The sequence below is a fragment of the Jeotgalibacillus sp. R-1-5s-1 genome, from assembly GCF_004405105.1.
Taxonomy (GTDB): domain Bacteria; phylum Bacillota; class Bacilli; order Bacillales; family Jeotgalibacillaceae; genus Jeotgalibacillus.
This window is the reverse complement of the sequence record NZ_SORW01000005.1, coordinates 24,349-48,596: the sequence shown is the minus strand read 5'-3', so window position 1 is coordinate 48,596 and position 24,248 is coordinate 24,349. Positions and strand designations below refer to the sequence as shown.

Below are 24,248 nucleotides of genomic sequence, written 5' to 3'. Positions count from 1 at the left end.
CAGGAACATCCTAAGCTGGTGTCCTGCTTCGGAATGACCCGGCACTTTGTTTGATATTTCCGCTTTATAATGTTTTTTATAAGATAAAAAAATAAATACGAATGATTTATCAATGATATTATTCAACCGGCCCCTGCCAGTTGTTCATGCCGCCGGTCATGTTTGTTACTTGATAGCCCTGGTCCTCCATGTATTGAGTGGCTTGTGCACTGCGGCCACCAGCGTGACAGACGACTACGTACTCTTTTGATTTGTCGAGTTCCTGTTTACGGAATTCGAGCAAACCGAGTGGGATATTGACGGCTCCGGGAATTTTACCTGTTTTGACTTCATCTGTTTCACGCACATCAATTACGTTTAGTTCAGCATAGTTTTTTTCTACATCTGCCGGGGAAATGTTTTTCATGTTAATATCCTCCACACTTTTTCAGTTTGTATATACCTGACTTTGCAGGCATTAATAACGTCATTTTTTTCACCTGAAACCCTTTGCTTTTTAAAAAGCGGATGCCTAATTTCAGGTCCACTTCATCAGATGCGATGACATGGATTTCTTTTTGGGGAATTTCTTTATAGAAACGCTTTAAATAAGCGTAAGGAATATGTTGAAATGTTGTTTGAGTACGTGTGTCAGGATCGTTGTATTCACGCAGATCAATTACTTGATGATCCGGTTCAGCCAACTGATCTTCGGGTACACATTCTACGCCCTTTACTGGTGCGTATCGCCTGTAAAATGAAATACTGAACAATAGCAATAAGAGTAAAATCAGTTCCACTGCTTTCCCGCCTTTCGTTTGTACAAAATTAATATATACCCCTAGAGGTATGTAGTCAAGAGATTTGTTTACACTTTGTGACCCGTTCTTCTATACTGAACAGGAGGAGGCTGTTTCATGAAATTATGGATTAACCGTATTAGTTCATTGCTTACACTGGCGTCATTGACACTGGTATTTGTTATGTTTTTCTTTCCAGGCAGTACGCCATTTTCCATACCGTTTTTGTTTGTTTTATTTGGCCTGTTTCTAATCGTTTCTATTGTGACATTTGATCCTGCTATTTCAAAGCGGGACGAACTGACGGGTCTGCCGGTGACGATTTATTTTGCAGCACTGGTTATTTTTCTTCAGTTGATTGGCGGGGAGACGGAAACACCGCTGAGTATTGATCAGCCGTTTTTGTGGATTGCGATTGTGATCGGGATCTGGCTGGATTTTAAAAGAAATCGCAAAAGAAAAACGGAAACGAACGCTTAAACTGCGCTCGTTTCCGTTTTTGTTTTTACATAAATGACGTGATCCGTCCAGCAGCCGTTTTCGAAAAGAAAGTTTTTACGGACACATTCATATTCAAAGCCTGATCGTTTTGCTGTTTTGATTGAAGCTCCATTATCTAGATTGATCTGGGCTTCAAGACGATGAAGCTTCAGCCTTTCAAATGCAATGTCTGTGAGTCCTTTGAGGGCTTCTGTTCCAAATCCTTCCCCCCAGAACTGGTTGTGAAGCGCATAACCTGCGACACCCCATTGCGTATCTCCCCTGCTCAAAACCATCAGATCCGTGTGACCAATTAATTCTCCATTTTCTTTCTTAAATAGAGCCCACACATAAACGTGGTCGTCTTCTGCCCATCGCTGGAAACGATCAAGCTTTTCCTGAAACATCTCCTTTGTGAAGCCCTTCATGTCTATGTAACCTTCATCATATTGATGCTGAGAAGGCTTCCTCCGCTCCATTTGTCTGATGTATTCCTCATAATCATTGAGCGTATAAGGTCTCATAACCAATCTCTCTGTAAAAAACGGTTCCAAATTCTTCCCTCCTATTCCCTTCCTCTGTAAGCCCGCTCATTCACTTCAGTCAGTCTGAGCATATCTTCTCTTGTGATGAGTGGCTCTGCACCTCTTTTAACCTGGTTGACCCACTGCTCCATTGCACTTGATGCAGATGCTGGAAGCTCAGGTTCTATCCAATCACCACCGGTTTCAGCGTTTTGCATACGCGCCTTTTTACCTTCTACAAGATAATTCCCTTCCGTCCCCCGAAGCTCCAGATGGAACAGTCCACTTGAAACAAAATCGGTTTCGATCACGGCAATTAATCCGCTGTCATATGACACCAGAACTGCGGCAAGCTCGTCTACCTCACTGTCAAACACCGTGTGAAACAGTGCCTTCACTTCTTTTACTTCTCCACCAAAACGGTTGGCAAGATAAATAGGATGTGCTCCAAGATCAATCATGGCGCCACCTGCTGTTTCTTCTTTTTTAAGGAAAGCAGCCGGTAGCCATCCTTGCGGGTTCTCCTCTGTCGGAACAGCCCCATTATGAGACACTCTGCATCGAAATGAGGTCAGTCTGCCGAGCTTTCCTTCATCAGCAAGCTGCTGACCAAGCAAATAATAATCAGCTGAGAGCCTTGGCAGAGAAAGCATAAGATGAACATCCGCTTCATCCACAGCATGAAAAATCTCCTCACACTCTTTCACTGTAAGTCCCAGTACTTTTTCTGAGAAGATGTGTTTTCTCTTTTTCGCCGCTTTAATGATCACCTCTTTGTGCATAACAGTAGGAGTATCCACAATTACTGCTTCTATGTCACTGCGGTTAAGAAGATCGTCCAGTTTCTCATAAAAAGGTACACCTAATTCATCTGCCCATTCCTGACCTCTTTTAGCATCTTCGTCCCACACAGCACAAACGTCAATTTCAGGATGAGCCAGTGCTTCCTTCACATAATCGTCGGCATGTACATGCCATCTGCTTAACATGGCTGTTTTCATTGTATCCACTCCCCTTTTTCTTTTACTATGACAGACCACAGCCCGAAACGGAACAGGCATTTGCCAATCAGGCATATTCACTATCATAAAAGGATTTTATATCTTTTTGTCGAATCTCATTTTTAAAGAGAAGTCGTCCAGATCAAGTTTAATACTGATACCGGCACTTTTCTCTGTCAAAAACCATTAACCTGACTGTCCATGAAAGAAGGAGGACTGATGAACATGCTTTACCAGACATCAACAGAAGGCATTACACCTGCTATGCTGGAGGGCTTTTTTGACGGGTGGCCAAACCCTCCATCTCGTGAGAAACACCTGCAGATTTTACAAAACAGCTATCGCACAGTGATTGCGATTGAAGAGGAGACAAATCAGGTAACAGGTTTTATCACAGCAATCAGTGATGGCATTCTCTCTGCTTATATTCCACTATTAGAAGTACTGCCTGACTACAAAAAGCAGGGAATTGGAAAAGAGCTCGTTAAACGCATGCTGGATGAACTGGATGATTTGTATATGATTGATTTGATGTGTGATGAAGAGCTTCAGGATTATTACGATGCTTTTGACCTTAAGCGTTCAACGGGCATGATCAAGCGGAATTATGAGTTTCAATCAGGACGGAATACGCTTTAAGAACCTCCTGATCAGTAAAGTAAGGTGACGGGATGGAAAATCTGTTAGAAATGCGCTCTTAAAGACAAAAAGCCTTCCCCATATCAAATATGGAGAAGGCTTTACTATTTCACACTCCGGTAACGGGTCAGTCCTCCCGCTCCTCCGTTCTGAGTATGTCAGAAAGCACTTCAGGAGGATAAGGCTTCAAAAGATAATGCTCAATCTTATACTCTCTCATTTTTTCATAATCACGATCCAGCGCTGATGAAATGACAATAGGGATAGACGAGGTAGCCGGATCCTCTCTCAGCTCTTTAATGACATCCCAGCCATCGAGCTCGCCACTCAGAGACAGGTCAACCACCACAGACGTAATCCTGCCATTTCTCACATCATGGATCGCCCGTTTCGGATCAAGGTGATGAACCACTGAGTAGCCGTTTGACTTGAGTTCATCTGATAAAAGAAGCGCAAGACTCATATCGTCCTCCAGGATCAATACGCGTGCCTGCTGCCCATCATCAGTCAGCTCCACCGTTGCCGCTGCTTCTGATTGCTGATCAACAGGCAGAACAAATGAGAACGTTGAACCGGAACCATCACTCGACTCTGCCCAGATGGTCCCATCATGATGATTAATGATCTCTTTACAAATGGCAAGACCCAGGCCGGTTCCACCGATTTTTCTTCTTTCACTATTATCAATCCGTTTAAACTTCTGGAAAAGCCCCTGAAGCTGATCCTTTGGGATACCCAGTCCCTGATCCTGAATCGAAACCATTAATCCCGAAGGACTGCTTTTTGTTCTGATGATGACATCTCCGCCATCCGGAGAAAACTTAATCGCGTTGCTGATCAGATTGGTTAATACCTGTGTCAGTCTGTCCTGATCTGCATTAACAATAGTTGAAGGAGCTTCGTCGTTAAAAATCACATGATGAGACGATGGTATTTGAATACTTTCGATCGTTTTTAAGATGATCTCATTCATTTGAACCTGCTCCATATGATACTCCTGACGGCCCGACTCCATCCGTTGCAAATCAAGAAAATCATTGATAAGGTTTGTCAGCCTCCGAGCTTCTTTATGAATCGTTTGAATATAACGTTTCTGTTTCTCAGGCTTTACTTCTTTTGTTAATAGCAGCTCTGTAAATCCAAGCACACTTGACAAAGGAGTTCTCAGCTCGTGACTCACTGTGCTGACAAGCTCTGACTTCATCCGGTCGACTTCATAATCACGGGTGATATCACGATACACAAAAATGGTGCCGACTCTCTTGGTTCCCCTGAAAATAGTCGTCGCATAAATATCGATGACTTTCGGGTGCTCCTCATTTGTTGTGTAACGGATCGTCTTTACCCCCGTAATTTCTTCTGAAAAAGCTGTTTTAAAAAACGTCTGCAGCATTTCAGGTTCTTCTGCCATTCCGGTAATTTTATTAAGCCAGGCATCACAATCCACCTTCTTGTTCTCATAAGGTTCTCCCATCATGTCACAAAGAGGCTTGTTATGCTGAATCATGCAGCCATCCCGGTCTACAAGCTGCAATCCTTCTGTCATATTATCTAGAATCTCCTGATTCAGTTTACGGGAATATTCAATTTCCTCGTACGCAAGAATCCTGTCAAACGCAATCGAGATTCTGTTAAAAATACCTGTCAGCTCTTCGCACTCTTTCTCTGAAAATGAATTACCCGCACGTTCCGCCCTGAAAACTGCCAGCGTTTTTCCTTCGTTGTTGGCTACAACAGTCTTTAATTCGTAGGTATACTCAGGTACATCATTCAGCGTCTGGTCATAAGATGGAGATAACTTTTTACGAATCGTCAGCCCCTTAATGGTATTGGTAAAATCAAAGGGTTCTTTTAAAACTTCATTGATCCGCTCTGTTGTCACATTGTAAGCGGAATATACACTCCTGTCCGCCAGATAGAGCATACTGCGGTCAAACTCATACATTCTGTTTAAATACGCTATCGTGTTATCCAGAAATTCATATTTATTAAAAGTTGCTACAAGTGACTGATTCAGCTCATTATAAAGCTCCAATTGTTCCTTCGTTTCTTTCGTAATCTGAAGCGTCCTGTTCAACTCTTCCTCAGCCAGCTTTGAATGTGAAATATCCTGCGCAATCATGATAAATTCATACGCATGGCCCGTTTCATCCAAATAAGGAACCATAGCCATATTTGCGTAGACAATGCCTCCATCTTTTTTGCGCAATTGTACGTCAGCATTGAAAATCATGCCGAAATTCAACTGCTGCCACATTTGCTCAAAGTAAGAATCCGGACGGCTTCCTGTGCGAAAGATTCTCGTTGTTTTCCCTTGCAGTTCATCACTGGAGTAACCGAGTTTTTCACAAATGATCCGGTTGGCTTTCGTAATGATACGGTTTGAATTGACGGTAACTACCATAAGCGTTCTGTCGAGTGCCTGCGAGGTTGCCTCAATTTGCCGGAGCTGATCCCTCAATTGGTCCTGCTGTTCATGAAGAGCCAATTGTTGTGCCGTCAGCTCCTCATTCTGAGCACTGAGTTCATCTTCTTTATGAGAGATAGACAATTTCATATTATCAAAAGCCTTTACGAGTACACCTACTTCTCCCTGAGCACCCTGTAAAACAGGATCAAGCTCAAATTCCCTTCCCTGCTGTATTGCAAGAGAAGCTTCTGTCAGCTTTTCAACCGGACGAACGATAGACTTCAGAATCGTTCTCATCATGATGAATAAAATAATCATCAACAACAGCATTAATCCTCCAAACAGCAAAAATGTCATGATGTTATGCTGTATGGTTTCCTCAATGGATTGCTGCGTTAACATTCTGTTCCGGTCACGAAAATCTCCCGCAAATGTTAAAAATTCATTTACTGATACATTTACGCCACTTGCTGAATATGCCTGCAAACCTTCATAATCATCATTTTCCACAAACTCGAGTGCGTTCGGAAGCAGTTCATTGAAATACTGTGTCATAAAAGCATCCAGATCATTGATCAGCTGACGTTCATCCGGTTCAAGAGGCAGCTCTTTCGCTGCAGCGATAGCCCCGCCAAAGCGCTGTATTTCCTGATCCAGCTGCTCTCTTTCCACATCAAGCTGAAAAGCATAATAGCCTCTCGCTCTAAAGAAAATACCTCTAACACTCTCTTCAAGCTCTACTATTACATCACTTTTTTGTTGGAGCGCTTTATAATCATTTTCAATCTGCTGATTTTCAATACTTAAGAAAATAAACAGTCCTGCAGCTAAAACAAAAACAGGGATCAGAATTTTATATGTGAGGTTCATAAAGTTTTTTCTGATCGAGTTATTGTTCATTAAACAGCCCCTCCATAAAATCAGCCAGTTCAACCGGACTGAACGGTTTTGATATAAAATAATCAGCCCCGGCCTGCATCAGTGCCTCCTGATCCTCTTTTTGTGTTTTGGCTGTCAACATAATGATCGTTACGGTTTTTTTAATATCCTCTGACAGCTTCTCCAGCACTTCATAACCTGTCATTTCAGGCATCATGTAATCAAGGATCAGATAATCAAAGGGTTCTTCATTCAAACGTTCATATGCTTCCCTGCCGTTGGTCACTTCTGAAATCTCCACATCAAGATCCTCAAGCGTGTCCTCTATCAGCATTCTGAGAATATCTTCGTCATCTGCAATGAGCAGTTTTTTCATTCTTCATTTCCCCTTTATTGTTCACTGGATGCTGCAGCCATTTCCGCATAATCTGGAAGGTGGATTTCCGTCAACCTGACCAATTCCACTTCATCCTCTATACCTGACAGTCGTTCGGTAATCAATTCTTCTTTGTAAGTGTAAGATGTTGATGACACTTTTAATTCCTGCCATTCCGTTGCAGCGACCAGCAAATCATTACCGATGCTTTTTTGCTGAATCCGTGCAGCCATATTCACTGTCCGGCCAAAGTAATCAAGTAATTCATTAGCATTAACCGCAATTACCGGGCCTGAGTATAAACCCAATTTTATCGTCATCTTACTGTTTTGCTCCCGGTTAAATGTCTTCATGCCGTCCTGTATGGATAATGCTGTTTCAAAGGCATCTTCCTTTTTATAAAAAACCGCCATGACAGAGTCACCAATCGTTTTAACAATGGTTCCATTCCCCGATGCAATTTTATCCTTCAAATAATTGAAGTGAGTATGAACCTGATGATAAGCAGGTGCATCGCCAACTTCCTCATAAAGAGAAGTTGATCCCTTCAAATCGCTGAATAACACAGTCAATGATTCAATACCGATCTGTTGATCAGGTGAAAGAACTTCGTTTGAAAACAGATCCCGGTATAGCTGCAGAGAAGTTACTGATGCAGCTGTAACAGCAGCACCGTCCCATTCCGTATTCTCAAGCAATACGATGATTTCATTTTCGGATCCGTTTTGAATGATCAGCGAACCGCCATTACGATTTAATGATGTGACAGATGTTTCCCATCCATGATTCTGATAACTTAGCGTTTTATGACTTTCCGCTTCCAGATCATGTTTGATAACGTGATTGGACTTCAACAGTCTGAGCCTTACCTGTCCTGTAAATGCCGGGTAATAAAAGACCGTTTCATCCCCGGGGGAAACTCTTTTTTGAGAAAGAACATGTGGAGAACGAGCCGGCCCTGTCATACAGTAAACCTGATCCACCGCCTTGCGGACTGATGGATGAATGGAAAACTTCATTTCAATATAGCGGTCGAAATCAAGCTGATAATCCACTCCGCATAAATCACAGTGAACCTGGTTTTTCACATTCCTCATCGACGAAGAGGTACTTTTAGGAACGCGGCAATTCGGACACATCAGACTCCATTCCTGATTTAAAAGACCCTCTTTTACACTGTGAAGAAATAATTCAAGGAATTCTTGCCGTGAAAATCCCCACCTGTCTGCTAGAGCATACGGCTGCATATGAAGCACTTCATTATCTTCGGCTGTTGACAGGTGATTCAGCAGGATGCTGATCTGCTGATGATCATGATGAAGAAATTTCAATTTTTCACTAATACGGGATACTCTCTGCTGATCCACTTTCACATTGGATTGTGAGGGTAACGTTTCAAATCCGGCTGTATGATTCGCTTCCAGATATTTATCAATATATTTCATGATTTCTTTAATGGATTTCAGTCCAACTGTCGGAATCGCAGCATGTCCGATAAGGTTGGCAGGTATAAATCTTGCCGTTCCTGTAATTTCGGTTCCCGGCTGTCCATTTTCCAGTGTTTCATTGCTGTCTTTAAACGCAACCTCCCAAATTAGAAGCTTTATTGGGCCGCCCTCATATCGTCTTTCAACTGAATAAATCTGTTCCTTTACCCATTCAAAAGGGTGTTCTCTCCACTTTAATGGAACGAGCCCTAAAGCTTTTGCATTAGCGAATCGAAAAAGCTCCTTGTCACTCGTAACGGCATCTGAAAACTCCACGGGGAAAAGACCTGATAGTCGATTTAATTGTTCTGTGTCTGAAAGTAACGCCCACGCTTTTGTCCTTTCGATTGGATACGTTCGCTTGAACACATATGTCTTTTCCTTCATTACAGATCATCTCCTCTAATTATGGGCTGTCAGCATACTGTTCACTAATGCGGATAAATTCAGGGAGGTTTTCGAAAAATACTTCAACGATAAATGGATCGAAATGCTTACCCTTTTCCCGTCTGATAAGATCCGTGATTTCATCGTTCGTCCACGGTCTCTTATAAGGTCTCTTAGTACCAAGCGCATCAAAAACATCTGCTAAAGCAACAATGCGTCCGTACAAATGAATGTCTTTCCCTTTCAAGCCGTCAGGATATCCCGTTCCATCCCATTTCTCATGATGCTGCCTCGCAATAATCGCTGCCGTCTGCAGGATTTTCCTTTTTGAATTTCTGAAAATCCTGTGACCTGTTTCAGTATGCTGTTTCATGACATCAAATTCTTCATCCGTTAACTTACCAGGCTTGTTTAAAATCGCATCCGGAATAGATACTTTACCAATATCATGCATAGGGCTGGCTAATTCGATCAACCTTGCCTCTTCTTCAGACAAGCCCGCTCCTTTAGCGAGTATATAGGCATAACTGGCTACTCTTTTAACATGCTTCCCTGTCTCAGCTGAGCGGCTCTCGCCAATGGTACCCATCATATAAATAATTTCTTTTTGAGATTCGATCAGCTCTGAATACAAAATGGCTTTTTCCATGGATTGTCCGGTATACGTCGCTGCAAGAGAAAGGTAGGTTTCATCTTTTTCAGTAAACACGGGTGGATAGCTTTGTTTATTAACAGCCTGATAGACGCCAATCACTTCCTGATCCATATTACGAATGGGAATGCATAGAATAGATTTAGTGCGATAACCGCTGCTGCGGTCTACTTCCCGGTTGAATCGTTCGTCCTCATAGGCATCACTAATGGAAATGATCTCACCACTCTGATAGGCAGCACCAACGAGCCCTGTATGGATCGGAATCTCAATACGGTTCATTCCGTGTGCAATTTTACTCCACAGCTTTTGATTGGCTGGATCTGCAATCCACAATGTACAACGGTCTGCCATCGTCAATTTTTTCCCCATATCCGCCATCAGGATATGGAGCGTATCAAGGTCATTTTCATGTGCAATTTTTGACGCGTAATCAAAAATGATTTTAAGCAGTGTTTCTGCAGGCATTTCTGAAGTTGAAACAGGATTCACCCCCATTCCCTCACTCCCTTTCGATGTAAATTTAATCCGATTCTCCCTCTATCTATTAGGATTAAATATGATATAGTAATTCTATCATATTATGTTAGGTCTAAAGAATGATTCGAGGTGAAATATGACTCCTTTTTCATGGCTTTTTCTTTCTCACTTGATTGGTGACTTTCTATTTCAGACAGGCTGGATGGCTGCTAATAAAGCGTCAAAGTGGATTCCACTCCTTGTTCACTGTGCGGTATACACTTTAATCGTCGCTCTAATCAGCTGGATCGCCTTCGACGGACTGTCTGTGATCGCCATTTTATTTATTTTTATTACCCATGTTATCCTTGACCGGCAGCAGTTTGTTAAATGGTGGGTCAAGAAAGTTATGCAGACACCTGCAGGACCTGACAAATGGTTAACGATCGTAGTGGACCAGATTTTTCATCTCATCATTCTGGCTGCAGCTTTATATTTGTAAGGATTAAAAAAACTGTCCCGAACGAAAAGATTAACCAGGAGATTTTCTCCTCTTAATCTTTTTATCGGGACAGTTATTTTATTTCGAAAGGTATTTTGAAAAAAATTCATCTGCGGGTAAAGCAGCTTCATGATAAAAGCCCTGTGTCACTCTGCCCCCGAATTGTTTAATTTTCTCGAGCTGGCCAGCACTCTCCACTCCTTCTGCTATAGCCGTACACCCTAGAGATCCTGAAAGCTTTATGAGAGATTCTACAACAGATGCCGCTCTTTCTGAGGTCGTCATCTGCTGAATAAAACGCCGATCAATTTTTACAAAATCAACCGACACGTTAATCAGCTGGGGAAATGTATTGTATCCGGTACCGAAATCATCGAGTGAAATTTTTATACCAAGGTTCTTCAAGTCTGTAACTTGACGTGTCCAAACATCCAGGTCGACTTCTAGACGCTCTGTAAGTTCAATGGAGATGAATGCAGGATCTATTTTATAAACTTCAAGAAAATGGCTGACTTCACTGATCAGAGAGCGATTCACAAATTGAATCCCTGAAATATTCGTAGCGATGTTGATCAGTTCCGCCCCCTGGTCTTTCCACTTTGCCTGCTGATGAAAAAGTTCATGAAGTCCCCATCGTCCAACGTCCATGATCTGACCTGAATATTCCGCCTGTGAAATAAAATTCTCAGGAAAAAGGATCCCGCGGTCCGGATGATGCCATCGAATAAATGCCTCCGCGCCTGCTAATGCGCCGGATTCGACATGGAACTGTGGCTGGTAATACAGTTTAAATTCGTTATTGCGTATGGCTCTCCGGATTTCTTCACTAAAGGACAGCTTCAGCCTAGACAATATATCCTGATCACCTGTTTGACCTTCTTCAGGAGCAAGGGGAAATAACGTAATTTTCTTTTGAGATGACAGATTTTTCACCTTTGGCTGCATGTAAGCGACATTCATTCGGGCTCATTCCCTTCAACGCCATGCTGTAATACTTTCATTATAACGCATTTATATAGACCTCTGCACTATTTTTCAGAATTTTATAAATATTTTTAGTTCTTTATTCGTGCTATCCGTACTTCTTTTGATGGTGTTTCTTTTTCTCCAGATATTCCTCATCTTCTCTTACGATTTTCCACTTTTCTTCAAAGATTGAGGCGGACTGGGCTTTTTCATGATCTATTTCTCGTTCATTTATTTCTCCGCTCTTGTCGTATTTTCTGCCACCTTTGTAATTGGCATAACGTCTGGCTCTCGTATATCCCATCTGGATAAATTTCCTCGCCATATCCATACCGACAAAATCATCTTCTTTCTTATAGGTTAAAAACATTTCATAAATCTTTTCTGATGATTTTTTTGCCTCCTCCGGTGATTTAAAACGCCAGTGCGGCAGTATTTCACCTTTATAGGGCTCCACTAATAAAACTCCCTGCTCCCCTCGCCCTACTCTGTATAGCTCAGGATGTTCACGAAAATCAATTGAATCGAAATCCAGGTCATAATCAAATGGCATACGATCAACCTCCTTGCTTCTCTTTTCCCACTTTCAATATCCGGAAACAAAAAAAGACTGCCGGCAGTCAGTCTATCTGACTTGCACGACAGTCCTTATGATCAGCGGCTGATTCCGCGTTTCATCGAGTACACCTGATATGATGTTTTACTATTGCTGCTGATTGTCATATTTTTCTCTTCGTTTAATGGAAAAACACGGCATGTGAAGACTGCTTCTCCACCATTCACAAAGATCTCTGCAATACTGTGATCAACAAGAATTTCAATTTCAGAAAGATCGTTCTCGAGTGTGACTTCACGTGATGTCCCGAATTGCGCTTCCACCACATGCGTCATTCCCGAACGGTCCACCGTCACTTTTTTAGCATCATGATCGTAACGGATGGAGAAGTGTTCATTCTCCGATTCGAAAAGCTGCACGCTCATATCAGCAGGTGACGTGGTGCTGATCGACACTCTGAAGGCTTTTGCACTCGTATTGTACAGTAATACTTCTTGACCAGAGCCTTCCGTCGATCCCTCAGCAAGAAGCTTATCCTGAAGTAATGACAGCGAATCAGCAGGACGCTGAAGCAGTCTGTTTCCTTTACGGACAAGTTCACGCGGCAGGGTTAGACAGTGCGCCCAGGCATTTTCGTCCGTCGGGAAGTTAACCTCTCCAACACCAGCCCAACCGTAGAGCAGACGTTTCCCATCAGCTTCAAAGCTCTGCGGCGCATAAAAATCAAAGCCCTTATCAAGTTCATGATATTCTTCAACCTCAAACTGAAGCTTTTCAATATTAAGCGTTCCGGCAGCATACACCGTATTAAAAACGTTATGGTAGTTTTCACCGGAAGGATCGATGCCCTGTGGGGAGAAGATTAAATAGTCTTTCCCATCCAACTCGAAGTAATCCGGGCACTCCCACATATATCCCTCAAGTTCAATATTGACTGAGAGCTCACCATAAAATGACCATTTCAGTGCATCAGGTGACTGATAGACGATAATCGCACCTGTCTTATTTTCACGCTGAGCCCCTAAGAGCATGTAATACGTTCCGTCCTGTTCAAATACCTTCGGGTCACGGACATGTCCTGTGTATCCTTCAGGAACCCCTTTGATGAGGGGATTCTGATCATATTTACGAATCTCCCCGGCCTCATTCATGATCGCCAGACACTGATGGGCGTCACGCGCTTCCTTATCGTACTTCACATTCCCTGTATAAAATAAATACAGTTCGTCGCCCACCTGCAGGGAAGCCCCTGAGTATGCACCATGTGACTCATAGTCCTCAACGGGTGTAATCGCAACCGGGTGGCGTTCAAATTCAGCAAGATTCTCAGATGAAACATGTGCCCAGTGCTTCATTCCATGATAAGCACCATACGGGTACCACTGGTAAAACACATGGTAACGGCCTTTGAACCAGGCCAGTCCATTCGGATCATTCAGCAGTCCGTACTGTGGATGAATATGATACACAGGCTTCCACAGATCATAGGCTGATTTATTCGCTAAGGCTTCGAGCTCTCCCTCTTTCGCCTCTAAAATGGTCCGGTATTTCGGTTCAAAATAGCGGGTCGTCATAATGGTCCTCCTCTTTATACATCAAAGCTTGGTTTTTTCACCTTTCCGTAAATCGCGGTGAAGATCGCTCCTAATACAAGCGCAAAAACATTGGCAATTACATAGTGTAAGTGGCCGCCACCAGTCGTTGAAACAATGGCAATACCAGGTACTGCAGTTGCACCGAATCCAAGCGCATTAATATTCAGGAAGAATACGTAAGCACCTGCAAACGCACTCGCGATACAGCCTGCAATTAACGGGAATTTATAGCGTACATTAATACCGAATAGTGCCGGTTCTGAAATTCCGAATAAAATCGATCCAAAAGATGAGATGCCGATCTGACGCGCTTTTTTATCATTCCAGCGAAGGAACAGATAACCAAGTACGGCTCCACCCTGTCCCATAAGTGCAACAGACATCAATGGCATAATAAAGTTCAAACCAGTATCCGCAATCAATTGTGCCTCTACCGCACCAATGACGTGGTGAAGACCTGTAATAACGACAACCTGCTGAATTCCGGCAAAAATGACAAATCCGACAACGCCAAGATTTTCAGTTGCCCACAGAAGGCTTGATGTTAATCCATCTGCCAGGAAACGTCCAAGCGGACCAACAATCACAAATAACAGTAAGCCTGATAACGTAACAGTAAGGAACGGTACCAGGAAAAGCTTAATGATATCAGGTACAACACGCGTAAAGAACTGATCAAGCTTTGCCACAACAAGACCCATCAGAAGGGCTACAATGATTCCACCCTGGAACCCGACAAGCTCGATATTAAGTCCAAGAATATTAATATTTTCTGCTTCAACATTTCCAGCAGCAACCTCAAAGGCATTTCCGAGTTCCGGATGAAGCATGATCGCACCAATCACCAGCCCTAAAACTGGATTTCCTCCAAAGCGCTTTGTAGCTGACCATACGACCAGCAATGGTAAAATCGTAAAGATACCTGTCGCCATGATTGACAGGAATCGGTTAATCCCTGTAATAGCAGGGTACATTTCAACAACAGATTGTTCTGCAAATACGCCAGGCTGACTTAACAGACCTGTAATCCCCATTAATAGAGCTGCTGCGAGCAGTCCCGGGATGATTTGAACAAATACATCAGATAATGCCTTAATTCCGCGCTGGAAAGCGTTCTGCTTTTTAGCAGAGGCACCTTTTACGTCACTTAATGACATATCCTCCATGCCAGCTTCCTGCTGGAATACTTTATAAACGTCATTAACCGTACCTGCTCCAAAAATAATCTGAAGCTGGTCACCTGCAATAAAAGCTCCCTTAACATGATCGAGCTGTTCAATTTCCTTTAGAGAAATTTTCTCCTGATCGTTTGTCACAATACGAAGTCTCGTCGCACAATGGGCAGCACCCTGAATATTTTCCTTACCGCCAATTAACCGGATGACTTCTTTCACAGTTGGTTCGTATTTTTGAAGTTTCCCACTCATGAGGTTTCTCCTTTCAACAGATCCGGCTTTAATGTGGAACCGGTTCCAAATATAAGTATTTTTTAGGAACCAGTTTCTGAAGCGTTTTCATAGAACCGGTTCCACAAATGAGTCTAAAACATTTCGCTTAAAAATGCAAGCCTTTTGTAAGCGCTATTTTTTTCCTTTTACACTTTCCCCTTCACGGATGGAAAAGCTTGGTCTCTGAAGCTTTTCAACCTCTTCACCCTCAATAAGTTTCTCGATTGTAGAGGCAGCAAGGACACCCGTTTCCTGGTGATCAAATTCAACCGTTGTTAAAGACGGATGAATCATAGCCGACACGGTATATCCCCCAAACCCGCTGATCGAGATATCTTCCGGAATACGGTACCCAAGCTCTCTTGCCACTCTCATTGCACCAAGCGCAATCGTATCCGTCGCACAAATCAGCGCGGTAGAAGATGTGTTAGAAAAATTCTCTTTCGCAGCCTTCATCGCGCTTTGAAAATCAAAGCTCCCCCTGAAAAAAGACACGGTTTCCGCTCCATTTTCCTTACAGCCTGCAATGACGCCCTCTTTTCTCCTGACACCAACCGCGACATCCTCCTCCTGCACGCCCAGAAATGAAATCTGTTTATGACCAGATGAGGCAACGTAACGTCCCATCTCATAACCCGCCTTGTAGTCATCAAAAACAATGCAGTGAGTGCGCTTAGTTTCTTGTCCAATGATCAAAAATGGAATGGTCAGCTGCTCCATCAGCTCAAAATGCTGAGGTGTCAGCTCCGTCGCAAACAAAATCATCCCATCGACTTTTTGCCGCTGCAGATTCTGCAGACTTTCAAGTTCCCGCTCAATGGAATGACTCGTATTAATAATGAGCGTCGTATATCCCCGCTCCCTCAGCTCATCATCAATTCTAATTAACGTTTTTGACGTCACAAAAGAATCCAGTGCAGGTGCAACCACCCCGACAAATCCCGTTTTCTTCGACTTAAGACTTCTGGCAAACGAGTTCGGTTCATAATCGTGCTCCTCAATCACACGCTTAATCTTTTCACTCGTCGCCGCGCTGATTCTCCCCCCATTTAAATAACGCGAAACCGTACTTTTTGCCACACCCGCTCGGCTGGCAATATCATTAATCGTAACTTTCATAAAATCCTCTCCGGTAACAATGTTTGTATCATAATATCATATTTGAGATTTTGGCGTGACGCCAGGTTAACGGCGGAATTCGGCAGTTTATACCGGGAGTTCGTGAGGTTAGACGCGAAGTTCGTCAGCTTAGGCGGCGGGTTTGTGAGGTCCGATGAGAATTCGTCAGTTCAGTGTCTTATGGACTACGCCTCACACCACCAAACAGAAGCCGCCAACACTTCCTGGGGCTGCGGACAGGTTTGTGAGCTTCCCCAATGAATTCGTCAGCTCCGCCGATGAGTTCGTGAGGTTGGACGCGAAGTTCGCCAGCTTAGGCGGCGGGTTTGTGAGGTCCGGCGAGAATTCGTCAGTTCAGTGTCTTATGGACTACGCCTCACACCACGAAACAGAAGCCGCCAACACATACCTCCCGCGGAAGCCATAAATCTCTCAATGCAACTGTAATCGCGGCAAACAATCCACCATACACGACCACTCTGTCAAACCCGATAAAAAAAGCCGTTCAGCTCTATCCCCTGAACAGCTCTCCTGTTACGATCCCTTAATCTCACCGCAAACAATCCGTTTTCCTGCATTACCAGCCGGATCTGTGTGATAGTCATCAGCCTTTTCATGGATAACAATTGCACTCCCATCTTCATCAAGAAGCGAATGAGGACTTCCTTTTTCAAGCGTGACTGCTTTAACCGTCAAACTGAGATTAATGGTTCCATCTGCATCCACTTCAAGGTTCGACAGGTCACCTGCATGAAAACCTTTTGGATTATTAAAACCATGCTGCTTTTTCTCCGGATTAAAATGTCCGCCAGCTGATTCAAAGTCAGGCGGAACACAGCTACCTTTTTCATGGATATGAACCGCTTTTTCACCCGGCTCAATGTTTTTAGCCTGCAAATGAATTGAAACACCTTCTGCGGTTTCTTTCATCAGTGCCGTGCCCACTGATTGACCTTCAGCATTCAGCAATACTGATTCAACAGATTTTTCACTTAATACCGGCATTGCCTGTTCCATATTCATTTGACAGCCGCCGATAAACACAAAAATCCCACTTAAAATAAGACCCGCTGTATATTTTTTCATCATACTGAACCTCCTGCCATTTTTCATTAGCAGGATGTCCTGTTTTTCAGGATTCTATTCTATCGTCTGAACATGGACATGACAGTGAAGCCAATATTGGCTGGACGCTCTGCCAGCCTTTTCATGAAATACGTATACCAGTCCTTACCGAACGGTACATATACGACCATTTTATGCCCTTCTGCCGCCAGTTCTTCCTGCTTTTTTCCTCTCATACCCTGAAGCATTTGAAACTCGTACTGATCAGCAGGGATACGATGGTCCTTTACAACCTGTTTAACAAAATCAATCATGTCATTGTCATGTGTTGCAGCCTGTGTATAAAATCCGTTCAGCAGATGCTCTTTGACGAGCTTTTTATAATTTTCATCGACATGACTTTTATCATTAATATCAACATCCTCTGATTCCTTATAAGCCCCTTTAACAAAGCGGATCGCTGGTGACAGTGATTGCAATCTATTTAAATCCTGCTCTGTACGGAATAAATTCGCCTGAAGCGCAAGACCGATATTTTCATAATGAGACCTCAGCTCTTCAAATATTGAAACAATCGCCTCACAGTTTTTGTATTCTTCCATATTGATCGTGACAAATACATCACAGCCGGCCGCTTCATTCAAAATACTTTTCATATTTTGCATGGCAAGCTCCCGATCTAATTCAAGACCAACCGAATAGAGCTTCAGTGAAATTTGCCCATTCAGATGATGATCACGTATCGCGTGAATGGCAGCGATCGCGTTGTCCACATAATAGACCGTGTCTTCTTCCGTTTTGACAAATTCACCAAGACAATCAATGGTCACCGAGATTCCTTTTTCATTCAGCTCTTTTACCTGACTGACCATTTCATCGGTATACTCCCCTCCCACAAAATAAGATCCCCCAAGCTTCATCCCCGCCTTTCTTGCCGTTTTAATCAGCGGCTTACTGTGAGCAAGTGTTGTAAAAACCGTACGAAGTGTTTGTTCAACCATTCGAATCCTCCTCTGGATCGTGTTTCCATTCACTTTCCCTTTAACCAGCACCGGAAAACGCAGAGTCTATTTCATCCATAAAGGGTCTTTCTTTTCTTCTTTTTGGAGATCATGGTAAGATGAGAACTGTTAAACATTTAGAATAAGGGAGTGCTCACAATGGCAAAGACTGGTTACATCGATTTAACGAATGGACAGAAAATTTCATTTGAACTATATCCGGAAGAAGCACCTGGTACAGTTGCGAATTTCGAAAAATTAGCAAACGAAGGCTTTTACGATGGACTTAATTTTCACCGCGTGATCCCGGGCTTCGTAAGTCAGGGAGGATGCCCGAACAAAAACGGTACAGGCGGCCCTGGATACACAATCAAGTGTGAAACAGAAGGAAACCCTCACCGTCACATGCCTGGTTCACTGTCAATGGCACATGCCGGTAAAGACACAGGCGGCAGCCAGTTCTTCATCGTTCACGAATCACAGCCGCACCTTGACGGCGTTCATACTGTATTCGGTAAAGTAACAGAAGGACTTGAGCATGCTCAAACAATGGAGCAGGGCGCAGGCATCAACGAAATCCGAGTTAACGGGTAAACAAACACTAGAGACAAAATCCAGTCAGAATTAGTTTCTTCCAGCGTGTCAAATACACGTAAAGATTCATTTGTGCTCTTCTTCAATAGAATCACAGTCTTCAACGGCGGTTTGTTCTATTAGAAAAGAGGTATAATGAGTAAATCCACAAAAAGTGCCGGGTCATTCCGTAGACTCCTGCGGCAGAGAAGCGACAGGTGAGACAGCGTATTGCGAAGCAATAGCTGGCTCACCGCGCGGCCAACGAAAAGCGGAAACGGGCGTTTAGGGACGTACAAACTGGACCGGCCCCGACGGAGATAAAGGAAACACAGCGAACGGAGTGAGCTGATGTTGACTTATCGGACGAGGGGACGGGAAGTTTGCTAGTCCCTGCCCGACGGAGCTAGACAGCGGAAAGCGAAGGAATGACCCGGCACGGTTTATAAAACCATGAATAAAAGCAGGAGCAACTCCGACTAAGAGTTGACTCCTGCTTTTTTAATCTGTATCCGTCCAATGATAAACAAGCAACATAAACAAAATCATTAATATACCGGCTACGATATAAAACCCATCAGGAACTGCACTTCCGCCGAAAAACAGCTTCAACGCCTCCTTTTACTTATTTTTCACCATTTGAAACATTGCCCAGGCAATTGCGCCAAAGATCAAAACCAGGAAAGCCGGTAAGATGCCGGCTGTCAGCTGTTCTGATTCCTGTTTACCCATCATCACTGTTTCATAAATCAAATAAGCAAATAATAGCACAGAAAGGTTTTTGGTTACGTTCATCATCCATACGCCGATCCGATACTGCTTCTCCGCATTTTCTTCTGTAATTTTCACAAGATAATTATATAGATATGGTACACGCTCAAAAGCCGTCATACTTCCCCACATAAAAAGCCCCAAAATCGGCAGGATCACAACTGATGCCTTGCCTCCAAAGCGATCCGCCTCACCCAATGCGTTAAAATGAAGGGGAACCTGCTCAGGCAGCTCCTGCCAGGACAACATTAAGTATCCTACAGCCAGTAATAAACAGGCAAGCGATACCGCGCTGAACAGCTTTTCCCCTAATGATTGTTTAATAGTAACAATGGGTCTGTTTTGATGTAACAAACTCATACCACCTCTATTTAAATGTTTGACGCACTTTACCTTTTCCATTTTCCACTTCAACATCAGCCCATGCACCATTAATAAAAGTCACCTGAGGTGGAACATGTCCACAGTCAATGTCATACACAACTGGAATGGAAAGCTCTTCGCTTAATGCTTTATAAACATCTTCAATTTCATAATTGTCAACCGGATCATTTGCACTGCTTCTTCCGAAAAGAATACCGGAGCAATTGTCAAACCATCCTGCAAGCCTCATCTGAACCATTGCTCTTCGGACACCGGCCGTATTCAATTCACAGTTTTCAAAATACCAGACGATTGGATCATCACTAATAAAGTTCTTTCTGAACCCTTCCACATCGCCAAATGGTGTGCCGACCAGATGCTGGATTACATCTATGCATCCGCCAAGCAGTCTACCCGAAAATGATTCACCCCGGCAGGCAATTGATTTCCACTCTGTCGGTTCGTTCAGGTTATAAACCACTTCGGTTGGATTTTCATAATCCCATTCTCTTTGATATTTCTCAGATGAATATTGCTCAACCGTTCCACCTTCTTCAGTAGATAAGACGTCACGCCATTTAGCCGTAATATCATCTGTTTTTTTACCACGAAGATCAACAAGGTTGACACCATGCGCCGTTGCCATGCCCGTTTTCAATGTTAGTGCCAGTAACAGAACGCTAGTATCTGAATATCCGAGGATCCACTTCTTATCTATTTTCTTCATGTCAGTATATTCAAGAATTTCAATCAGCAGTTGTCCACCCCATGGCGGGATAATCAGGTCGATGGAAGGATCTTTCAGCATTTGATTGAGCTCCCTGGCTCTTTGAGCGGCCGGAGCGGAAGCAGATTTGTCCTGTGTCCAGACCGTCTCACCGCATACCACGCTGAAACCACGCTCTTCCATTCTTTCAATCGATTGATCAATCAGATGGTGTAATTCTTCCTGTACACCTGATGATGGTGCAGTAATGCCAATAGTCGCTGAAGACTTTAGTCTTGGATAATGTATCAATTAAATCTCTCCTAACATGTTTACCTGACTATTATTGTACCATTTATTTACTTATCAAATTATTTATTCTTGAAAATTAGCTGTTTTAATAGAATGTTCGTCATTTTTCCCAAAATTATTTCGGGGTATTATGTAAAATGATTGACCTGTCCTATTAGAAAAGATCTATAATTTACAGAATATTCAATTTTAAACACCCATTAGGAGGCCATATTTATCATAAAGTGCTGTTTGCTGTCTGAAAAAGCATCAGAATTTTCCCGATAACCAAATGTTTAAACCTTTGATAGGATGAAGTTGTTCACAAAATATTAAGAAAAAAGGAGTCGAAAGAATGAAAAAGTCTAAAAGTGTTGCGTTAAGTTTATTGCTTGCAGCTAGTTTGGCTTTACCTGCAGGCGCGAGTGCTGCTCCGGCAGACAACGGAAATGGGGGAGAAAAGTTCCGTGTGTATGTTGAAGCAGTAGGTAACAATGCTGCTGCCAAAAGTTCTGCAAATTCTTTGAAGGGCCAGTATGAGGTTCGCTGGGAGCTTTCAGAAAACGGCTTCTCAACTGAAATGAACGAGAAGCAGTTCCAGGCACTTCAGAAAAACAAGAATTTCAAAGTTTCCAAGGTTCAGGAATTAGCGCTCGATACAGATGTCCGCTCTTCTGAATTCGAAACAATGGCTGGAGAGTATCCTACTCAACAGACGCCTTGGGGAATTAAAGCAATTTATAACAATCCAAATCAGACAACAACTTCCGGTGGAGCAGGCATTAACATTGCAGTATTAGACACTGGTGTATTTACTTCACACTATGATCTTGTCAATACTGTAGAACAGTGTAAAGACTTCACGACTGCATCAGGTCTTGTAAATGGAAGCTGTAACGATGTAGATGGTCACGGTACTCACGTAGCAGGTTCAGCACTTGCTGACGGCGGTAGCGATGGCGCTGGAATCTACGGTGTTGCACCACAGGCTGATCTGTGGGCATACAAAGTACTTGGAGATGATGGTAGAGGTTACTCTGATGATATCGCTGCAGCGATCCGTCACGCAGCTGATCAGGCAACTGCTACAGGGACTAAAACAGTTATCAATATGTCACTTGGTTCAGCAGGACAGGATTCTTTAATTACAAACGCAGTAAACTACGCATATAGCAGAGGCGTTCTTGTCGTAGCTGCTGCTGGTAACTCAGGTCCTAACCAAGGTTCAATCGGATATCCGGGTGCACTACCTAACGCAATTGCTGTAGCCGCTCTTGAAAATCGCCAGCAAAACGGTACATACCGTGTAGCTGACTTCTCATCACGCGGATATGCTGCAACTGATGGTGACTATGTGATCCAGCAGGGCGACGTTGAAATCTCAGCACCAGGTGCAGCTATCTACTCTACATGGCCGGGTGGCGGTTACAACACAATCAGCGGTACTTCAATGGCATCACCACACGTAGCCGGACTTGCTGCAAAAGTTTGGGCAGCTAATCCAGGCTGGTCAAACACTCAGCTTCGTGCTAATCTTCAAAACCGTGCACGCGCTAACGATATCCTTGGTGGATTTGGCGCAGCTGCAGGAGATGACTATGCATCAGGTTTTGGTTTCGCGAAAGTTAACTAATTTGTCTTTTACAGGACTGGTAAGCCTGTAATATCTGTTTCCCCTTTCATATACCTTGAAAAGTAAAGGACTTTTCAAACCCAACTTTTAAAGGACAGCCATCCGACCCGGCTGTCCTTCTTTTTAATACAATTTACCCTGTTTATATAAAATCAGTGAAAGCTTCATGACTGAATGGATATAGCAATTTTGTCGAAGAGAATGCGGATCCCCAAAAAATTTAGGCAAAATCGTCTCCATTGTTCCTTCCATCTTTTCGAATAGCTTACGATAAATCTCATCCTCATTATAGAACTGTGTTTCACGTCCCTGCAGCCACTCAAAGTAAGACACAATCACTCCTCCCGCATTGGCAAGAATATCAGGAATAACGATTGTTCCTTTTTCGTTCAGATAAGTATCTGCATCTGCTGTGACAGGTGCATTCGCTCCCTCAACGATCACTTTCGCTTTGATCTGCTCTTTATTAGACTGATGAATTTGATCCTCCAAAGCCGCCAGCATAAGCACATCACAGTCGATACTTAAAACTTCATCCCTATGAAGAATTTCGGCTGTCACGCCACTCTCCATCAGCATTTCCTCTGTATACGGAAGATCACCGTTGTTTTTAACTGTAAATTGCACGAGTGACGGAATGTCCAGCCCGTCCTGATGAAACAGCGTACAGTTCCGGTCGCTTACTGCGATCACTTTATTTTGAAGCTTTTGACACTGATACGCTTCAAGAGCAGTGACGGAACCAACATTTCCAAACCCTTGAACAGCAATACTTAAAGGCTTTTCATAAAGATCAAGCGCTGTTCTAGCAAAAGTGTTATCTGTTTTTTTCAGCCATTCCTTGTTGGTCTGAATAAAATCATGCATCATGTAACGGAAAGTAAAATAGACGCCTTTTCCTGTTGCTTCTCTTCGCCCCAGAGATCCTCCGTTAATCACGCTTTTCCCTGTAAAGCTTCCTCGATAAGGTTCACCCGGCTTAATATTTTTGTATTCAGCCATCATCCAATCCATCTCACGTTCACCGCTCCCCATATCCGGGGCAGGAATATCTTTATCCGGGCCAATGACATCGGCAAAATATTGAACATATTTTTTAGAAATCAGATTCAATTCCTTTGGCGTGTGTTCTCTTGGATTCACGATCACGCCTCCCTTTCCACCGCCAAACGGCACATCATGCAGGGAGTTTTTCAGCGTCATCAGAAAGGCGAGGTTGATGACCTCTTCTTCGTTCACGGATTCATGGAAACGAATCCCGCCCTTATAAGGCCCAAGGGCATTGTTATGCTGGACACGAAAAGCCGGGATTCTGACGATTTCACCTTTTTCAAGCACGATCCTGAGAAAGGACTTATGTATTTTATTCGGAGTGGATAAAACAGCCGCGAGAGATGAAAACGCTTTCTCTCTGGGCCCGTTTGTAAGCTCTGGCAGAAAATTTGTGTCCTCCATCAGCGCGTCGAGTGATTCCTGTACAATGGCACGAGTTTGAGATTGCATGTGAATGTCCCCCTTTTGGTTTCTTCTACCACCTTATCATAAAAGAAATCATATCCGCTATTGAAGTGACGGATATGATTTTT

General features: G+C 43.2%; 23 protein-coding genes. 5 read left to right on the top strand and 18 right to left on the bottom strand.

The annotated features are described in order from the left end of the window. Positions 1-118: 118 nt before the first annotated feature. A complete protein-coding gene (locus tag E2491_RS03455) occupies positions 119-406 on the bottom strand; it encodes a rhodanese-like domain-containing protein (protein WP_134372700.1) in 288 nt (95 codons plus the stop codon). Position 407: 1 nt separating this feature from the next. After that, positions 408-779 (bottom strand): sulfurtransferase, encoded by a 372-nt coding sequence (locus tag E2491_RS03450; protein WP_208528028.1) that lies wholly within the window; start codon positions 777-779, stop codon positions 408-410. A gap of 117 nt (positions 780-896) precedes the next feature. Here E2491_RS03450 and E2491_RS03445 point away from each other — a divergent pair, with 117 nt between their 5' ends. Further along, entirely contained in the window at positions 897-1,259 is a 363-nt protein-coding gene (locus E2491_RS03445; protein WP_134372697.1) for a hypothetical protein, read from the top strand. On the opposite strand, the gene E2491_RS03440 is transcribed toward E2491_RS03445, so the two are convergent. Together E2491_RS03440 and E2491_RS03435 are read right to left on the bottom strand one after the other, a co-directional pair. Then, a complete protein-coding gene (locus tag E2491_RS03440) occupies positions 1,256-1,813 on the bottom strand; it encodes a GNAT family N-acetyltransferase (protein ID WP_134372694.1) in 558 nt (185 codons plus the stop codon). The two genes, E2491_RS03445 and E2491_RS03440, sit on opposite strands and share 4 nt — an antisense overlap. Before the next feature lie 11 nt (positions 1,814-1,824). Next, on the bottom strand, positions 1,825-2,784 hold the full coding sequence (locus E2491_RS03435) for a Gfo/Idh/MocA family protein (RefSeq protein ID WP_134372691.1): 960 nt from the start codon (positions 2,782-2,784) through the stop codon (positions 1,825-1,827). Positions 2,785-3,009: 225 nt separating this feature from the next. On the opposite strand from E2491_RS03435, the gene E2491_RS03430 reads away from it, so the two are divergent. Beyond that, the gene (locus E2491_RS03430) at positions 3,010-3,423 is read left to right on the top strand and encodes a GNAT family N-acetyltransferase (protein WP_134372785.1); all 414 of its coding nucleotides are present in this window, start codon (positions 3,010-3,012) and stop codon (positions 3,421-3,423) included. A 127-nt stretch (positions 3,424-3,550) separates the two neighbouring features. Here E2491_RS03430 and E2491_RS03425 read toward each other — a convergent pair whose 3' ends face one another. Genes E2491_RS03425 through E2491_RS03410 form a run of 4 tightly spaced genes read right to left on the bottom strand, consistent with a single transcriptional unit; the run spans position 3,551 to position 10,112 of the window. Beyond that, complete coding sequence (locus E2491_RS03425; protein WP_134372688.1) at positions 3,551-6,733, bottom strand: ATP-binding protein; 3,183 nt, start codon at positions 6,731-6,733, stop codon at positions 3,551-3,553. Further along, positions 6,723-7,088 (bottom strand): response regulator transcription factor, encoded by a 366-nt coding sequence (locus E2491_RS03420; protein WP_134372685.1) that lies wholly within the window; start codon positions 7,086-7,088, stop codon positions 6,723-6,725. The genes E2491_RS03425 and E2491_RS03420 overlap by 11 nt, the downstream gene beginning before the upstream one ends. 14 nt (positions 7,089-7,102) lie before the next feature. After that, on the bottom strand, positions 7,103-8,962 hold the full coding sequence (locus tag E2491_RS03415; RefSeq protein ID WP_134372682.1) for an adenylate/guanylate cyclase domain-containing protein: 1,860 nt from the start codon (positions 8,960-8,962) through the stop codon (positions 7,103-7,105). 19 nt (positions 8,963-8,981) lie between these two features. Further along, positions 8,982-10,112: an HD domain-containing phosphohydrolase gene (locus tag E2491_RS03410; RefSeq protein WP_208528027.1), complete on the bottom strand. Its 1,131-nt coding sequence runs from the start codon at positions 10,110-10,112 to the stop codon at positions 8,982-8,984. 118 nt (positions 10,113-10,230) lie between these two features. Here E2491_RS03410 and E2491_RS03405 point away from each other — a divergent pair, with 118 nt between their 5' ends. Then, a complete protein-coding gene (locus tag E2491_RS03405; RefSeq protein ID WP_134372679.1) occupies positions 10,231-10,575 on the top strand; it encodes a DUF3307 domain-containing protein in 345 nt (114 codons plus the stop codon). Between the two features lie 78 nt (positions 10,576-10,653). On the opposite strand, the gene E2491_RS03400 is transcribed toward E2491_RS03405, so the two are convergent. From E2491_RS03400 to E2491_RS03370, 7 genes are all read right to left on the bottom strand, one after another. After that, the gene (locus E2491_RS03400; RefSeq protein WP_134372676.1) at positions 10,654-11,535 is read right to left on the bottom strand and encodes an EAL domain-containing protein; all 882 of its coding nucleotides are present in this window, start codon (positions 11,533-11,535) and stop codon (positions 10,654-10,656) included. A gap of 112 nt (positions 11,536-11,647) precedes the next feature. Then, positions 11,648-12,094: a DUF4385 domain-containing protein gene (locus tag E2491_RS03395; protein WP_134372673.1), complete on the bottom strand. Its 447-nt coding sequence runs from the start codon at positions 12,092-12,094 to the stop codon at positions 11,648-11,650. Positions 12,095-12,195: 101 nt separating this feature from the next. Further along, complete coding sequence (locus tag E2491_RS03390; protein WP_134372670.1) at positions 12,196-13,671, bottom strand: glycoside hydrolase family 32 protein; 1,476 nt, start codon at positions 13,669-13,671, stop codon at positions 12,196-12,198. 14 nt (positions 13,672-13,685) lie between these two features. After that, the gene (locus E2491_RS03385; protein ID WP_134372667.1) at positions 13,686-15,119 is read right to left on the bottom strand and encodes a PTS transporter subunit EIIC; all 1,434 of its coding nucleotides are present in this window, start codon (positions 15,117-15,119) and stop codon (positions 13,686-13,688) included. A gap of 153 nt (positions 15,120-15,272) precedes the next feature. Beyond that, positions 15,273-16,259, bottom strand: coding sequence for a LacI family DNA-binding transcriptional regulator (locus E2491_RS03380; protein WP_134372664.1), 987 nt, complete (start codon positions 16,257-16,259; stop codon positions 15,273-15,275). Between the two features lie 534 nt (positions 16,260-16,793). Continuing rightward, entirely contained in the window at positions 16,794-17,345 is a 552-nt protein-coding gene (locus E2491_RS03375; protein WP_134372779.1) for a superoxide dismutase family protein, read from the bottom strand. 59 nt (positions 17,346-17,404) lie between these two features. Further along, complete coding sequence (locus E2491_RS03370) at positions 17,405-18,325, bottom strand: proline dehydrogenase family protein (RefSeq protein WP_134372661.1); 921 nt, start codon at positions 18,323-18,325, stop codon at positions 17,405-17,407. 159 nt (positions 18,326-18,484) lie between these two features. Here E2491_RS03370 and E2491_RS03365 point away from each other — a divergent pair, with 159 nt between their 5' ends. Then, positions 18,485-18,919: a peptidylprolyl isomerase gene (locus tag E2491_RS03365; protein ID WP_134372658.1), complete on the top strand. Its 435-nt coding sequence runs from the start codon at positions 18,485-18,487 to the stop codon at positions 18,917-18,919. Between the two features lie 600 nt (positions 18,920-19,519). Here E2491_RS03365 and E2491_RS03360 read toward each other — a convergent pair. Then, entirely contained in the window at positions 19,520-20,023 is a 504-nt protein-coding gene (locus tag E2491_RS03360) for a DUF1648 domain-containing protein (protein WP_166805776.1), read from the bottom strand. A gap of 13 nt (positions 20,024-20,036) precedes the next feature. Further along, positions 20,037-21,050: a S66 family peptidase gene (locus E2491_RS03355; RefSeq protein ID WP_134372652.1), complete on the bottom strand. Its 1,014-nt coding sequence runs from the start codon at positions 21,048-21,050 to the stop codon at positions 20,037-20,039. A gap of 334 nt (positions 21,051-21,384) precedes the next feature. Between E2491_RS03355 and E2491_RS03350 the strand changes: the two genes are divergently transcribed. Beyond that, a complete protein-coding gene (locus E2491_RS03350) occupies positions 21,385-22,662 on the top strand; it encodes a S8 family serine peptidase (RefSeq protein ID WP_134372649.1) in 1,278 nt (425 codons plus the stop codon). A 123-nt stretch (positions 22,663-22,785) separates the two neighbouring features. On the opposite strand, the gene E2491_RS03345 is transcribed toward E2491_RS03350, so the two are convergent. Beyond that, the gene (locus E2491_RS03345; RefSeq protein ID WP_134372646.1) at positions 22,786-24,165 is read right to left on the bottom strand and encodes a Glu/Leu/Phe/Val family dehydrogenase; all 1,380 of its coding nucleotides are present in this window, start codon (positions 24,163-24,165) and stop codon (positions 22,786-22,788) included. Positions 24,166-24,248 lie beyond the last annotated feature (83 nt).